Here is a 15,554-nt window from a genome sequence, read left to right as displayed (position 1 = left end):
CCTCAGCGGCCGGGGCGGGTCGGGGAGCCCGGTCGCGGGCTCACTCATAATGCTCGGCGACGTCGACCTTCCCCTTGAACACCCGGTAGACGACCAGGGTGTAGATCAGGGTGATCGGCAGGACCACGATCCCCGCGCCCCAGAACATGAAGGACAGGCTCGCCTCCGGCGCCGCCGCCTCGGTCACCGTCACGCTGAACGGCACCATGTAGGGCAGGAACGAGGCGGCGAGCGTCGCGAAGGCGGCGGCGAAGATCAGCGCCACCAGCGGGAACGGCAGGGCGTCGTTCCGGCGCCGCGCCGCGTAGAGGAGCCCCGCGCAGGCCGCGGCCCCCACGAGGGGCAGGACCAGCATCTCGGGCCGCTCGATCCAGCGGTGCAGCACCCGCAGGTTGATCGCCAGCGCGTACACGAAGGCCGCGCCCAGGAAGGCCAGCACCCCGAGCAGGAGCCGCGGCAGCAGCCGGAAGCCGAGGTCGCGCACGTCGGACTCGGTCTTGCCGCACAGCCACGCGGCGCCGAGCAGCGCGTAGCCGAGGCACAGGCCGAGCCCGCAGAGCAGCGAGAAGGGCGTGAGCCACCCGAACGCCCCGCCGACATAGAGCCCGTCCCGGACCGGCAGTTCCTGCACCAGCGCCCCGACCGTCACGCCCTGCACGAAGGCCGCGCAAAAGGAGCCGCCGACAAAGCCCGCGTCCCAGACCCGCCGCAGCCGCCGGGACTTGTAGCGGAACTCGAAGGCGACGCCGCGCAGGATCAGGGCCGCGAGCATCAGGAGGAGCGGCAGGTAGAAGGCCGAGAGCAGCAGCGCGTAGACCGCGGGGAAGGCCCCGAACAGGATCGTCGCGGCCAGAACCAGCCAGGTCTCGTTGCCGTCCCAGACCGGGGCGATCGCCTGCATCATGTGGCGGCGCGCCGCCTCGTCCGGGGCGATCCCGAACAGCATGCCGACGCCGAGGTCGAACCCGTCGAGCAGCACGTAGAGCATCAGGGTGAGGGCGAGGGCGGCGGCCCAGAATTCGATCATGGCTGCTCACTCCGCCGGTGTGCCGGTCGGCGTGGCGCCGGGTGTGCCGGGACTGTCGCCCGGTACGGCGAGCGGCCTCTTGGGGTTGGCGGCGCTCCCCGCATGCGCGGGCGTCGGCAGGATGCCGGCCCTGAGCATGCGGTAGATGTAGACGGTGCCGGCCGCGAAGATCAGCGCGTAGACCGCGCCGAACACGGCGAGGGAGGTCGCCACCTGCGGGGATGTCAGGAACGGCGTCGCCGCATCGGCAGTGCGGAGCTGGCCGTAGACCGTCCAGGGCTGGCGCCCGACCTCGGCGGTGAACCATCCGGTCAGCGTCGCGACGAAGCCCAGGGGGAACGACAGGAAGATCGCCCATTGCAGCCAGCGCGCCCGCTCCAGCCGCCCGGTGGCGTAGAAGGCCATCCCGCCCCAGGCGAGCGCCAGCATCAGCAGCCCGCAGCCGACCATGATGCGGAAGGCGAAGAACGGGATCAGCACCGGCGGCCGGTCGGCCTTGGGGATGTCCTTGATGCCGATCACCTTGCCGGTGAGGGTGCCGTCGTCGATCAGGCTGCCGGCGGGGGCGGGCAGGGCGATGACGAAGTGGTTTGTCTCCTGCGCCTCGTCGGGCCACGCGAACAGGATCTCGCCGGCCGGCGCCCGGCTCTCCCAGTGGCCCTCGATGGCGGCGATCTTCGAGGGCTGGTGCCGGACGACGTAGTCGCCGGTGAGGTGGCCGAAGAACAGCTGCAGCGGCACGAGGACCGCGGCGAGGCCGAGCCCCATCCGGACCATGGCGCGGGCCTCGACGCGGTCCCGGCCCCGCAGCATGGACCACGCGCCCGTCGCCGCCACGCAGAAGCTGGTGGTGACGTAGGCGGCCAGGACCATGTGGGGGAAGCGGACCCAGACGACCCCGTTGAAGAGGATCGCCCACCAGTCGGTCGGCACGAACACGCCGTCCGGCCGCAGGGCGAAGCCGGTCGGATACTGCATCCACGAGTTGTTCACGAGGATCCAGAACGACGACAGGCTGGTGCCGAGGCAGACCATCAGGCAGGCGAACAGGTAGAACCAGCGCGGCACCCGCCGCCGGCCGAACATCAGCACGCCGAAGAACGAGGCCTCCAGCGCGAAGGCCGTGAAGCTCTCGTAGCCGAGAAGCGGCCCCTGGACAGGCCCGGTGCGGCGGGCGAGTTCGCTCCAGTTGGTGCCGAACTGGAACGCCATGACGATGCCGGAGACGACCCCGAGCCCGAAGGCGACCGCGAAGATCTTGAGCCAGAAGTCGAACAGGCGGTCGTAGACCGGCTCGCCCGAGATCATCGCCCGCGCCTGGAGGAAGGCGAGCCAGGCCGCCAGCCCGACCGTGAAGGCCGGGAAGATGATGTGGAACGAGACCGTGAAGGCGAACTGGATGCGCGACAGCATCAGGGCGGAGATGTCCATCGTTCCTCTCTCCAGCCGAAGCTCGCCGGTCCGCCGCCCCCGCTCGGGCGCGTCGCACCCTCAGATGTCCACCGGCGGGGCGCGGGGAACCGCGCCTCGCGGAAGTGTCAGACGGTGTCGATCCTCAGGATCGGCGCCGTCTCGGCCCGGCTGCGCCGGCAGGCCTCGGCGTCCTGCTTGAGGTCGATGCCGTAGGTCGGGATCACGGCCTTGAGGCGGGGCAGCCAGCCCTCCGGCGTCAGCCGGTCGGCGAAGCACTTCTCGAGGACCTCGACCGCGATGAAGGCCGCCGTCGAGGCGCCCGGCGAGGCGCCGAGCAGCGCGCAGATCGAGTGGTCGGCGGCGGCCACGAGCTCGGTGCCGAACTCGAGGTAGCCCTCCTCCAGCGGGTTCGACTGGCCGGTCGGCTTGATCGTCTGCACCCGCTGGCCGGCGACCGCCGACGTCCAGTCCTGCTTCAGCGCCTTGGGGAAGAACTGCTTCAGGGTCGCGAACTGGTGGTCGGAACTCTGGAGCACCTGGCCCACGAGGTACTCGGTCAGCGCGACGTTGTCCTTGGCGACGTCGAGCAGCGGCACGATGTTGTGCGGGGTCAGCGCGGTGAACAGGTCCGTGAGCGCGCCGTGCTTGAGGAAGCGCGACGAGAAGCCCGCATAGGGTCCGAACAGCAGCGAGCGCTTGCCGCCGATGATGCGGGTGTCGAGGTGGGGCACCGACATCGGCGGCGAGCCGGAGGCCGCCTTGCCGTAGACCTTGGCGTGGTGGCGCGCGCTGACCGCGTCGACGTCGCAGCGCAGCCAGATGCCGGAGACCGGGAAGCCGCCGTAGCCGCGCCCCTCCGGGATCTTCGAGGCCTGCAGCAGCGGCAGCGAGCCGCCGCCCGCGCCGATGAACACGAACTTTGCCGTCACGGTCTGGCGCGTGCCGTCGTAGGTGTCCTCGACGGTGACGGCCCAGCGGCCGTCGTCGACCCGGTCGAGGGCGACGACCTTCCGGTTGTAGTGCACGGAAAAGCCGGGCTGCGCCGCGAGCTGCTTGACCAGCAGGTGCGTGAGGGCGCCGTAATCGACATCCGTCCCGGTGACGATCCGGGTGGCGGCGATGGGCTCGCCGGGGGCGCGGCCCTCGATGATCAGGGGCGCCCAGCCGGCGATGACCTGCGGATCCTCGCTGTATTCCATGCCGTGATAGCAATGGTGCGCCGACATCGCGGCGTAGCGCGCCTTGAGGAACGCGACGTTCTCGGCCCCCCAGACGAAGCTCATGTGCGGGCAGGGATGGATGAAGGCGCGGGGATCGGGGATCGCGCCCTTCCGCACGAGATGCGCCCAGAGCTGGCGCGAGATGTCGAACTCGGTGTTGACCTCCAGGGCCTTGGCGATGTCGACGCTGCCGTCGGGGCGCTGGGGCGTGTAGTTCAACTCGCAATTGGCCGCGTGGCCGGTGCCGGCGTTGTTCCAGCCCTCCGAGCTCTCCTGCGCGCAGTCGTGGAGCGTCTCGAACATCGCGATCCGCAGCGACGGCTCCAGCTCCTTCAGGACCGTGCCGAAGGTCGCGCTCATGATCCCGGCGCCGATCAGCACCACGTCGGGAGTGTCGTCGTCGCTTAGGCCGGCCATCGCGGAACTCCTGGCACCGGTTCGGGGGAACTCACTGGGCGTTCGGGACGAAGGGCAGCCGGGCCTCGGCGCCGGGGGCGAGGATCACGTAGGCCCGGCACCAGGGCTCGTCGTCGACGAGGCGCCAGGAATGGCCGGAGCCGGCCGTGTCCTCGGCGATGAGGATGTCGCCGGGGCGGATCGTGAAATGCGCCCCGGCCTTCGTCTGGAAGTCGAGGGTGCCGCGCAGGGTAATGACGAACTGGCGGGTCGGGGCCGTGTGCCACGCGTAGGTGCCGCCGGACTGCGTCTCCCGGAAGGAGATCGAAACCACGTCGGTCGTGCCGCTGAGGATGTCGCCGCGCTCGCCGTGGGGCAGGTCGATGACGCCCTCCGCGAAGTGGGAATTGCCGTCGTCACCGGTCCAGATGCGAACGCAGCGGATCATCGGGCTGATCTCCAGCTTGGGATCGGCGCGTCAGCGCCAGAGGTTGGTCTTGGCGAGGTCGACGATCTCGGTCCCGCGCCCGTCGATCACCGCCTTGGCGAGCCACATCCCGAAGCCCGTCACCTGCTCGAGGCCGACCTTCGGCGGCATCGACAGTTCCTGGCGGGCCGAGACGACGTCGAGGAGGGCCGGACCGTCGTGGTCGAGCAGCGCGCGCATCGCGTCCGGCAGTTCGGCCGGATCCTCGACGCGCCGGGCGAAGATGCCGGCCCCGCGCGCCATGGCGGCGAAGTCCGGGTTCACCAGTTCGACGCCGGTCTCGAGGAAGCCCGCGGCCTTCATCTCCATCTCGACGAAGCCCAGGGTGCCGTTGTTCAGCACCACGATCTTCACCGGCAGCTTGTGCTGGTTGAGGGTCAGCAGGTCGCCCATCAGCATGGCGAAGCCGCCGTCGCCGGAGAACGAGATGATCTGCCGCCCGGGATAGGCCGCCTGCGCGCCGATCGCCTGCGGCAGGGCGTTGGCCATGGAGCCGTGGTTCAGCGATCCGATCAGCCGGCGCTTGCCGTTCATGGCGAGGTAGCGGGCCGCCCAGATCGTCGGCGTGCCGACGTCGAAGGTGAAGACCGCGTCCTCGGAGGCCGCCTCGCTGAGCGTCCGGGCGACGTATTGCGGGTGGATCTTGCCGCCGGGCTTGCCCACCGCCAGGGCGTCGAGCCCGGCGCGGGCCTTGCGGTAATGGGCGAGGCTGTCGTCGAGATGCGCCCGGTCGGTCTTCGCCTGCAGCTTCGGCAGCAGCGCCGTGATCGTCGCGCCGACGTCGCCGATCAGGCCGAGATCGATCCGGCAGTGGCGCCCCAGGCTCCCGGCCCGCAGGTCGACCTGCGCGATCTTGGCGTCCTCCGGGTAGAACTGGCGATAAGGGAAGCCGGTGCCGAGCAGAAGCAGGGTGTCGCAGTCGAGCATCGCCCGGTAGCCCGAGGAGAAGCCGATCAGCCCGGTCATGCCGACGTCGTAGGGATTGTCCCACTCGACGTATTCCTTGCCGCCCAGCGCGTGGACCACCGGCGCCTTCAGCGCCTCGGCGAGCTGCAGCAGCTCCGCGTGGGCGCCGGCGCAGCCGCGGCCGCAGAACAGGGTCACGCGGCCGGCATCGTTAAGCATCCCGGCCAGCGCATCGAGGTCGGCGTCACGCGGGTGCACCACGGGCGGGGGCGGCACCAGGGCGGCGGAGAGTTCGGGCGCGTTCCCCGGCATGGCCATGAGGCCGACATCGCCGGGGATCACCACCACGGCGACCCCGCGCTCGGCGACGGCGACGCGGATCGCGGTCTCGATCACGCCGGGCAGCTGGGCCGGCGAGGAGACCAGCTCGCAATAGTGGCTGCATTCCTGGAACAAGTTCTGCGGGTGCGTCTCCTGGAAGTAGCCCCGGCCGATCTCCGCCGAGGGGATCTGGGCCGCGATGGCCAGCACCGGCACGCGGGAGCGGTGCGCGTCGAACAGGCCGTTGATCAGGTGGAGGTTGCCCGGCCCGCAGGAGCCGGCGCAGACCGCGAGGTTGCCGGTCAGGTGCGCCTCGGCGCCGGCCGCGAAGGCGGCGCTCTCCTCGTGGCGCGTGTGGATCCAGGCGATCGAGCCGTCCTGGCGCAGGGCCTCGGTCAGCCCGTTGAGGCTGTCGCCGACGACGCCGTAGATGCGCTTCACGCCGGCCTGCGCCAGCGCCCGGACGAACAGATCGGCGACCTTCGTGCTCATGGTGTCTCGCTCAGCTGAGAGGCCCCGACGGATGGTCCCGGCGGGTTCAGGCGCCGGCCAGTCCGTGGCCGGTCATGGTCTTGGGATCGCACACCGCGTCGAAGCGCTCGGCCGGAACGCCCTCGGCCAGGGCGGCCTCGCGCAGCGTCGTACCCTCGTCGTTGGCGCGGTGGGCGATTTTGGAGGCGAGGTCATAGCCGATCACCGGCGACAGGGCCGTGACCAGCATCAGCGACTGGTTCACGGTCTCGTCGATCCGCTTCCGGTTGAGCTCCGTGCCCGCGACCGAGTAGGTCCGGAATTTCTCGCAGGCATCGCCCAGCACGCGGATCGCGTGCAGCGTGTTGTTGATGATGATCGGGCGCATCGCGTTCAACTCGAAATTGCCCTGCGCGCCCGCGAAGGCGACCGCGTTGTCCTCGCCGATCACCTGAATGCAGACCATCACCATGGCCTCGCACTGGGTCGGGTTGACCTTGCCGGGCATGATCGAGGAGCCCGGCTCGTTGGCGGGCAGCAGCAATTCGCCGAGACCGCAGCGCGGCCCCGAGGCGAGCCAGCGCATGTCGTTGGCGATCTTCATCAGCGCGACCGCGAGCCCGCGCACCGCCGCCATGGCGGCGACCATGGCGTCGAGGGAGCCTTGGGCGGCGAACTTGTTGGGCGCCGTGACGAACGGCTTGCCGGTCAGCGCGGCGATCTGGCCGGCGATCTCCGCGCTGAAGCCTTCCGGGGCGTTGAGGCCGGTGCCGACCGCGGTGCCGCCGGCCGCGAGCTTGTAGAGCCCGGCCCGCGACGCCGCGACTAGGGCCAGCGCGTCGCGCATCTGCTCCACGTAGCCCGACCATTCCTGGCCGACCGTCAACGGCGTCGCATCCTGAAGATGAGTCCGGCCGGTCTTGACCACATCCATCCAGGCCTGCGCCTTCGCGTCGATCGCGTCGGCAAGGGCGTGCGCCTGCGGGAGGAGCACCTCGTCGAGTTCCAGCACCGTCGCGATGTGCATCGCGGTCGGGAAGGTGTCGTTCGACGACTGGCCCATGTTGACGTGGTCGTTCGGGTGGACCGGGCTCTTGGAGCCGAGTTCACCGCCGAGGAGCTGGATCGCGCGGTTCGACAGCACCTCGTTGACGTTCATGTTGGACTGGGTGCCGGAGCCGGTCTGCCAGACGTAGAGCGGATAATGCGCGTCGAGCTTTCCCGCGATCGTCTCGTCGGCGGCCCGAACGATGGCCTGCGCCCGCCAGTCCTCCAGGCGTCCGGCCGCGGCGTTGACCAGGGCCGCGGCCTTCTTGACGTAGCCGTAGGCGTGATAGACCCGCTTGGGCATGCGATCGTTGCCGATCGAGAAATGCTGGAGCGAGCGCTGCGTCTGCGCCCCCCAGTAGCGGTCCGCCGGCACGTCGATCGCCCCCATCGAATCCGTCTCGCGGCGTGTCCCCGTGGCGGAGATGCCGATCGGGATTTCGCGCAGGACAGGATGGTCCGGGGCAGACGCGGGCATCGTCATCCTTCTCGGTGTCGAACCGTATGGCACAGAGCAAGTCTGGGTCGGCGAAACGGATGTGCTTTGAGGTAAATCGTATTAATATTCCCTGTTGCTTGATGGACTTTTGCCAAATCGAGATCTTCAGGAATTTTCTGTTCCTTTTTTACAAATTTCTGAATATATTAACATAGTGTCATGCATATCGTACGTGCCGATTGCCAGACGACGCGTATCAATGTCAAGGGTCGCGTAATGTCGCCGGTGCAAAAATATTAGATGGATTGATCAATTTATAGCGCGGCTGCTGTTCGGGCTGGAAAATTGCGCGCTATCGAAATTGGAAACCAGTGCAGCCTCCGTAGATCCGAGATCCCGGGCGGGCCTATCCCATCGCAGGGGAACGCCGTCGATCCGCGCGGGCGCGTACAGCCTGAGGGCGGGTCCCCACGCCGTGTGTTCGATCTTTGGTAAGAAGTCCCGGTCCTGATCTCCGCTGAAGGCGGGCCCCGGTGCGCCGCCGACATGGTCGGTGAGCAGAAACGCCGTGCGGGCCAGGGAGAGCCTCGCGGTGACGGCGCGCCCCTCCCGCAACCGGGCGATCAGGCCCCGTATGGACGCCGCCGCCATCAGATAGCCGGTGGCGTGGTCGAGCGCCTGGACGGGCAGCGGCACCGGCCGGTCGGCCTGTTTCCAGCGCTGTCCGGCCGACGCGATGCCGGCCGACATCTGGACGAGGCTGTCGAAGCCGCGCCGGCCGGCCCAGGGCCCGGTCCAGCCATAGGCGCAGAGCGTGACGTCGATCAGGTTCGGATTGAGCGCCCGGCGATGCTTCTCCCCGTAGCCGAGCCGCTCCAGGGCATCCGGGCGGTATCCATGCACGAGGATGTCCGCCTCCGAGAGCAGCCCCTCGAACCGCTGTCGGTCGGCTGCCCGATGGAGGTCGAGCCGGGTGCAGACCTTGCCCAGGGTGACGTCGGGCGCCAGGGACGGCTCGTCCCAGCCGGGCGGGTCGATTCGCAAGACGTCGGCGCCCAGCCCGGCCAGGAAGCGCGTGGCCACAGGCCCCGCCAGGATGCGGGTCAGGTCGAGGACCCGGATCCCCGCGAGGGGACGGGCCGGGTCCGGGCGCCACCGTCCGGAGTCGAGGCCGGGCGCCTCCGTGACCGCCACGAGGGGCTCGGCCCGGACCGCCCGGCCCTGGTCCAGTCGCTGCCACGCCTCCAGGCTGCGCATCGCCGCGGCGCAGCCCCCCGCGCGCAGGATCGCCGATTCCAGGGTCTCGGCCGCCTCCCGGGCCACGGCGGCCGCAACCGCCTCCCGGTCGCCCGGACAGTCGAGCACCGAGAGGGCGGCGGCGCGATGGTGGGGCGCGTTGGTGTGCAGCCGGATCCAGCCGTCCGCCGCCCGGTAGTCGCCGGCGATCGGGTCCCAGGCGGCCGGCATCGTCCATCCGCGCGGCCGCACCGACGGGCCGAACCACGCCGAGGCGAGATGCCGGTCCACCGTCACGGCGGGCGCATCTCCGAACAGGCCCAGAAGTTCGGAGACGGCGAGGCCGGCGGCACCGATCGCCGCCGTCGCCAGCTCCGTGACGGGGAAGCAGGACGGCAGGCTCTCCGTGCCGGTGACCGTCAGCCGGTCTCCGGCATCGGGCCGCAGCGCCAGGGCTGCCAGCGCCTCCGCGAAGATCGACCGCAGGGCGTCCTCGTCGGCGTGTCGCTTGCGCATGGTCGCGGCCCTCACATGACCTGTGCAGGGTGGCGGCCGCCGACGGATGAATCAATCTTGTACCGCTGATGGGCAGGACGGACCGGCTCCCCGCTCCATCCGGACGGCGCCGTCCGGGCGCCGGCCCATACCGGCCCATACCGGCCCATGCCGGCCCATAGCGGCAGGGCCGGCCTCGCGGCCGGCCCCGATGCGCGTCGCGGCGCCGTCCGCGCGGGGGCGGCGCCCGCCGGGCCTCAGGCGAACATGTCGGGCTGGGTCTCGGCGATGTGGTTGTACAGCGTCTGGAAGTGCAGCCAGCCGATATAGTCGCTGCCGACATGCTCGCGGCTGTAGCGGGCGGTCTTCTCCGAGAGGAGCTGCGGCTTGATGCCGGAGGCCTCGACGAGGAGCTGCTGCTTGCAGGCCCGCTCCAGGGCGATGAACCAGAAGGCCGCGTCGTCGATGCTGTGGTGCGAGCAGGTCAGCAGGCCGTGGTTCTGGTGCAGCACGCCGCGGTTGCGGCCGATCTGCTGGGCGACCGAGAGGCCGCTCTCCTTCTCCACCGCCACGGCGCCGGCCGAGGCGCCGATCACCGCGTGGCTGTTGTAGAAGGCCGCCGCGTCCTGGCTGATCATGTCGAGGGGCCGACCGGTGGCGCACCACGCGGTGCCGTATGTGGTGTGCGCGTGGCACATCGCCATGACCTCGGGGTACTCGTCGTGCACGGCGGCGTGGAGGACGAAGCCCGCCCGGTTGATGGCGTGGCGCCCCTCGACCACCCGGCCCTTGTGGTCGGCCAGGATCAGGTTCGACATCCGCACCTGCGAGAAGTGCACGCACATCGGGTTGGTCCAGTAGAGCTCCGGACGCTCCGGGTCGCGGATCGTCAGGTGCCCGGCGAAGCCGTAGTCGAAGCCGTGCATCGCGAAGGCGCGGCAGGCGGCCACGAGGTGCTTCTTGCGGTACTCGCGCGCCTCGGCGTGGTTGGCGAATTCCGGAATCTCCGGGAAGATCAGGCCGGCCTGCTCCGGCTGGTAGATCGAGGTCCGCTTGCGGCCGGCATCGTCGTCGGGCAGGTCGAGGGCGACGGGCGCGTCGTGGGAATGATCGTTGAGCATGGCGTATCCTTTCGTCGGATGAGGGGAGGGCGTCAGCGGTTGACGAGGCGCTTGGGCACCGTCAGCGCCAGGAGGCTGCCCAGGGCGAGGCACGCGGCGAGGGTGTAGACGCCGAGGCTCGTGGACTTGGTGGTGTCGATGATCCAGCCGATCAGGTAGGGGCTCACGAAGCCCGCGAGGTTGCCGACCGAGTTGATCACCGCGATGCCGGTGGCGGCGGCCGCCCCCGCCAGGATGGCGGTCGGCAGGCACCAGAACTGGGCGAGCGTCACCAGCACGCCGATCGTCGCCACGGTGAGCGCCGCCTCGGCGATCACGAGATCCGTGCTGAACCGGATGCTGACCAGCCAGCCCGCCACCCCGACGAGGCCCGGCACCGTGATGTGCCAGCGCCGCTCCCGGGCCGCGTCGGACAGGCGCCCGACCGTGATCATCGCCACGGCGGCGGCGCCGTAGGGCAGCATGGTCAGGAGGCCGATCTGCAGCGGGTCGGAGACGCCCGCGCCCTTGATCAGGGTCGGCAGCCAGAAGCCGACGCCGTAGAGGCCCATGATGAAGAAGAAGTAGATCCCGCAGAGCAGCCAGACCCAGCCGCTGGTGAAGCCGTCCCGGAACCGGTGCGCGGTCACGGAGGCGCCGTCGGCGGCGACGTTGTGGGCGAGCAGCGCCTTCTCGTCGGCGCTCAGCCACTTGGCCTTCTGGATGCCGTCGTCGAGATAGGCGAGGACGCAGAAGCCCAGCACGACGGACGGAAGCGCCTCGATCAGGAACAGCCACTGCCAGCCCGCGAGGCCGCCCGTGCCGGCAAACGCGTTCATGATCCAGCCGGAGACCGGTCCGCCGATCAGGCCGGCGATCGGGATGCCGGTCATGAACAGGGCGATGATGCCGCCGCGGCGCTCGGACGGGTACCAGTAGGTCAGGTACAGGATCACGCCCGGGAACAGGCCCGCCTCGGCGAGGCCCAGCAGGAAGCGCAGGACGTAGAACCAGGTCGGCGAGGTCACGAACATCATGGCCGCCGAGATGACGGCCCAGCTCAGCATGACCCGGGCGATCCAAATCCGGGCGCCGACCTTGTGGAGGATCATGTTGCTCGGCACCTCGAACAGGAAGTAGCCGAGAAAGAAGATCCCGGCGCCGAGGCCGTAGACGGTCTCGCTGAACTGCAGGTCGCTCAGCATCTGCAGCTTGGCGAAACCAACATTGACGCGGTCGAGATAGGCCGCGACGTAGCAGGCGAACAGGAACGGCACGAGGCGCCACGTAACCTTGCGGTAGACCCGCGTCGTCTCGTCGATACTGGGCTCGACGAGGGTCATGACCCCCTGTGCCATTCCGGTGTCTCCCTAGACTTTATCGTTTCGCCACCGTCTGCGCGGCGCGGCCGGCACTATCGTGCTGCGTCCAATCGTTGACAAACGACGATTTTTCACGCTTTTCGTGAATTCAATTCATGGATTGTCCCATGCGCCGGATCCCGAGCTTCCCCGCCCTACGGGCCTTCGAGGCGGCCGCGCGCCTCGGCAGCTTCGCGCGGGCGAGCGAGGAGCTGCACCTCACGCCCTCGGCGGTGAGTCACCAGATCCGCGCCCTGGAGCGCTGGTTCGGACGGGCCCTGTTCCGGCGGGCGAATCGTCAGGCGACGCTCACCGCCGACGGCCAGCGCCTGCTCGCGGGGCTCTCCAGCGCCTTCGACGCCATCGAGGCGGTCTGTGCCGAGCTGAGCCCGCCGCCGCCCTCGTCGCTGGCCGTCCACTGCACGCCGAGCTTCGCGGCGAAGTGGCTGGGGCCCCGGCTCCCCGCCTTCGTGGAGACGCATCCCGGCATCGCCATCCGCCTCTCCACCAGCGCCGACCCGTTGGATCTCGCCCGGCACGAGGAGATCGACATCCTGATCGCCTACGGCCGGCCGCCGCGCGGGCCCGGACTGACCGTCGAGTCCCTTGGGCCGGAGGAGATCGCCGCCCTGTGCACGCCGGAGGTTGCCCGGGCCGCGGGGTGGGCCGGGGCCTTCACCCGGCTGGACTCGTCCTTCAGCCCCATCCGCTGGCCGGACTGGTTCGCCCATAACGGCCTGCCCATCCCGACCGGGGCATCGGGCGCGGCCTTCGACCGGGGTTCGCTGGTGATCTCGGCGGCTGTCCAGGGGCTCGGCGTGGCGCTGGAGACCCTGCGGTTCGCCCGGGACGAACTCGCCGCCGGGCAGTTGGTGCGCCTCGGCGGCGGGCGGTTCGAGAGCCTGTCCCGGGACCTGCACTTCATCTGCTACCGCGAGCGCGACGGGGCCCTGGAGAAGATCCGGGCCTTCCGCCGCTGGCTGCTCGACGTGGAGGTGGAGAGCCGGGCGGTTCCGGCCTGACGCGGAAAGATGTTGGCGCGGAAAGACATGGGCGCGGTGATCGTCGTCGGCCGGATCGCTTCGGCGACAGGCGGGCGCCTCACGCCGTCGGTCCGGGGCGCCGGAGGCGAGCCCGGAACCCGGAGACACGGGCGGCGCAGGGTCCGGCGCGCGTCCCCTCGGTCGCAACGGTTATGTCAGTCTTGTCATGCGGCGGGTCTCAACGGGATCGCGAGCCGCGCTAGGTGCGGGTCCAAACAACGCGGCAAACGCGGCGGGACCCGAGCCCGACCGTGCGCCCCCAGGGAGAACGCCCCATGTCCCTCTTCGCCAAGCTGCAGCGGCGCGCCGACGAGGGCCGGCCCGTCCGGGTCGGCCTGATCGGGGCCGGCAAGTTCGGCGCGATGTACCTCTCGCAGGCGCCACGCACGCCCGGGATCCACCTGATCGCCGTGGCCGATCTGTCGCCCGACCGGGCGCGCGCGTCGCTGCGGCGGGTCGGCTGGGAGGAGGCCTGGTTCGCGGCGCGCGGGCTGGAGGAGGCTGCCCGGGCCGGCACGACCCTCGTCACCGAGGATGCCGACGCGATGATCGCGAGCCCGTTCGTGGACATCGTCATCGACGCCACCGGCAGCCCGGCCGCCGGAATCCGCCACGCGCTGCGGGCCTTCGCGGCGGCCAAGCACATCGTGATGGTCAACGTCGAGGCCGACGTGCTGGCCGGGCCGCTGCTGGCGCGCAAGGCGGCCGAGGCCGGGGTGATCTACTCCATGGCTTCGGGCGACCAGCCGGCGCTGATCGCCGAGCTGGTCGACTGGGCGCGCACGATCGGGCTGGAGGTGATCTGCGCCGGCAAGGGCACCAAGTACCTGCCGGCCTACCATGCCTCCACGCCCGACACGGTCTGGGGCCATTACGGCTTCAGCGAGAGCCAGGTCGCGGGCGGCGACTTCAACCCGCAGATGTTCAACTCCTTCCTCGACGGCACCAAGTCGGCCCTGGAGATGGCCGCGGTGGCCAATGCCTGCGGGCTCACCCCCCCGCGCGACGGCCTCGCCTTCCCGCCCTGCGGCGTCGACGACCTGCCGAGCATCCTGAAGCCCGTGGCGGATGGCGGCCTCCTCACCGAGCGCGGCACCGTCGAGGTGGTCTCGTCCGTCGAGCGGGACGGGCGGCCGGTGTTCCGGGACCTGCGCTGGGGCGTCTACGCGGTGTTCGAGGCGCCGAGCCCCTACGTGCGCGACTGCTTCGCCCAGTATGGCCTCAAGACCGACGCCAGCGGCCGGTTCGCCGCCACCTACAAGCCCTATCACCTGATCGGGCTGGAGCTCGGGATCTCGGTGGCCTCCATCGCGGTCCGCGGCGAGGCCACGGGTGCCACCGGCGACTGGCGCGGCGACGTCGCCGCCACCGCCAAGCGCGCCCTGCGGGCGGGCGAGCGGCTCGACGGCGAGGGCGGGTTCACCGTCTACGGCAAGCTGATGCCGGCGGCGGAGTCCCTGGCGCAGGACGCCCTGCCGATCGGGCTCGCCCACAACATGGTCCTCAAGACCGACGTGCCCGCCGGCCGGGCCGTGCGCTGGAGCGACGTCGCGTACGAGGCCGACCAGGAGGCGATCCGCGTCCGGCGCGAGATGGAGGACCTGTTTCGCGGGGCGACGGGGCGGGCCGCCGGCTAGGCGCTCAGGCGCTCAGGCGCGCCGGCCGGCCGTGCGCCCGGTCGGCGAGCGCCCGACCAGCTTCCGGAACGTCCGGCTCATGGCGCCGGCGCTCGTGAAGCCCGACCGCGCGGCGACCTCCGCCATGGACCCCGCGCCGGAGCGGATCAGGGCCTCGGCCCGGCCGACGCGCTCGCGCATGATGTACTGGTACGGCGTCACCCCGGTGCTCTGGCGGAAGGCCCGGATGAAGTAGCCCTCGCTGAGCCCGACGATCCCGGCCAGGGCCGACACGGTGATCTCCCGGTCCAGGTGCTCCCGGATATACGCGCAGGCGCGCCCGGCCTGCGACGCCGACAGATCGGGTCCGGCCGACCGGCCCGCCGTGCGGACCGCGATGACCGAGCGCAGGACCGCCAGATGGAGGCTCTCGATCAAAAGCGGGTCGGGCGAAGGATCGTCCCGATGCGCGTAGCTCAGCGCGCTGAGGATGTGACAGGTGCTCCGGCAGGCGCGGAGGTCGCGCCCGTCGGTCGCAAACGCGATCTTTCCGATGGGCGCTTCCGCGAGGCGCTCGACGGCCGCCGCCGAGAAGGACAGGACCCGGCCGGTATACGGGCCGACCCACCGGGTCGTGCCGTGCAGACCGGGGCGCCGGACCAGCAGGCCCTCGCGGTCGCTCAGCCGCGCCGCGATCTCGTAATCGACCTCGTGATGCGCCCCCGCGGGCTGCGTGCTGGCGGCGACTTCGAGACCGGAGACCGCATGCGTGCTCCAGCCCCCGGTGGCGAAGCGGAAATCGATGAAGGTGATCTCCGGGAGACCGCGGTCGCCCGGCGCGCAGCAGGTCAGTTCGGGACGGCCGGAGAGATGTCCGGAACTGCCGCTGGTGGCGTACGTGATGGTCTCGGGCGTGCTGTCCATGCGGGCCAGTCGGTTCCGGCTTCGTCGCCCTCGGGCGCCTGAGGAGGGCGGC

At 70.4% G+C, this 15,554-nt stretch carries 12 protein-coding genes; 2 read left to right on the top strand and 10 right to left on the bottom strand.

Annotation, left to right across the window (positions count from 1 at the left end):
* Positions 1-40 precede the first annotated feature (40 nt).
* The 9 genes from cydB to BM396_RS18235 form a co-directional block, all read right to left on the bottom strand.
* On the bottom strand, positions 41-1,027 hold the full coding sequence (gene cydB / locus BM396_RS18275) for a cytochrome d ubiquinol oxidase subunit II (RefSeq protein ID WP_043389059.1): 987 nt from the start codon (positions 1,025-1,027) through the stop codon (positions 41-43).
* A 6-nt stretch (positions 1,028-1,033) separates the two neighbouring features.
* Positions 1,034-2,458 (bottom strand): cytochrome ubiquinol oxidase subunit I, encoded by a 1,425-nt coding sequence (locus BM396_RS18270; protein ID WP_043389056.1) that lies wholly within the window; start codon positions 2,456-2,458, stop codon positions 1,034-1,036.
* Positions 2,459-2,565: 107 nt separating this feature from the next.
* Positions 2,566-4,077, bottom strand: coding sequence for a malate dehydrogenase (quinone) (gene mqo / locus BM396_RS18265; protein ID WP_043389053.1), 1,512 nt, complete (start codon positions 4,075-4,077; stop codon positions 2,566-2,568).
* Between the two features lie 31 nt (positions 4,078-4,108).
* Complete coding sequence (locus tag BM396_RS18260) at positions 4,109-4,504, bottom strand: cupin domain-containing protein (protein WP_043389052.1); 396 nt, start codon at positions 4,502-4,504, stop codon at positions 4,109-4,111.
* 30 nt (positions 4,505-4,534) lie between these two features.
* The gene (poxB, locus tag BM396_RS18255; RefSeq protein ID WP_043389050.1) at positions 4,535-6,262 is read right to left on the bottom strand and encodes a ubiquinone-dependent pyruvate dehydrogenase; all 1,728 of its coding nucleotides are present in this window, start codon (positions 6,260-6,262) and stop codon (positions 4,535-4,537) included.
* Between the two features lie 46 nt (positions 6,263-6,308).
* Positions 6,309-7,766 (bottom strand): class II fumarate hydratase, encoded by a 1,458-nt coding sequence (fumC, locus tag BM396_RS18250; RefSeq protein WP_043389241.1) that lies wholly within the window; start codon positions 7,764-7,766, stop codon positions 6,309-6,311.
* A gap of 270 nt (positions 7,767-8,036) precedes the next feature.
* Entirely contained in the window at positions 8,037-9,479 is a 1,443-nt protein-coding gene (locus tag BM396_RS18245; protein WP_043389048.1) for a CoA transferase, read from the bottom strand.
* A gap of 236 nt (positions 9,480-9,715) precedes the next feature.
* Positions 9,716-10,579, bottom strand: a complete 864-nt coding sequence (locus tag BM396_RS18240; protein ID WP_043389046.1) for a class II aldolase/adducin family protein — start codon at positions 10,577-10,579, stop codon at positions 9,716-9,718.
* A gap of 32 nt (positions 10,580-10,611) precedes the next feature.
* The gene (locus tag BM396_RS18235; protein WP_043389044.1) at positions 10,612-11,916 is read right to left on the bottom strand and encodes an MFS transporter; all 1,305 of its coding nucleotides are present in this window, start codon (positions 11,914-11,916) and stop codon (positions 10,612-10,614) included.
* A gap of 131 nt (positions 11,917-12,047) precedes the next feature.
* On the opposite strand from BM396_RS18235, the gene BM396_RS18230 reads away from it, so the two are divergent.
* Complete coding sequence (locus tag BM396_RS18230; RefSeq protein WP_043389041.1) at positions 12,048-12,941, top strand: LysR substrate-binding domain-containing protein; 894 nt, start codon at positions 12,048-12,050, stop codon at positions 12,939-12,941.
* A 296-nt stretch (positions 12,942-13,237) separates the two neighbouring features.
* Positions 13,238-14,599 carry an NAD(P)H-dependent oxidoreductase gene (locus BM396_RS18225; RefSeq protein ID WP_043389039.1) on the top strand — a complete coding sequence of 454 codons (1,362 nt, stop codon included), beginning with the start codon at positions 13,238-13,240 and terminating at the stop codon, positions 14,597-14,599.
* Between the two features lie 12 nt (positions 14,600-14,611).
* Here BM396_RS18225 and BM396_RS18220 read toward each other — a convergent pair whose 3' ends face one another.
* The gene (locus BM396_RS18220; protein ID WP_043389036.1) at positions 14,612-15,502 is read right to left on the bottom strand and encodes an AraC family transcriptional regulator; all 891 of its coding nucleotides are present in this window, start codon (positions 15,500-15,502) and stop codon (positions 14,612-14,614) included.
* Positions 15,503-15,554: the final 52 nt, after the last annotated feature.

Origin of the sequence: Methylobacterium sp. UNCCL125 (assembly GCF_900116795.1) — a bacterium.
Classification (GTDB): domain Bacteria; phylum Pseudomonadota; class Alphaproteobacteria; order Rhizobiales; family Beijerinckiaceae; genus Methylobacterium; species Methylobacterium fujisawaense.
This window is presented reverse-complemented; position numbering and strand designations above follow the sequence as displayed.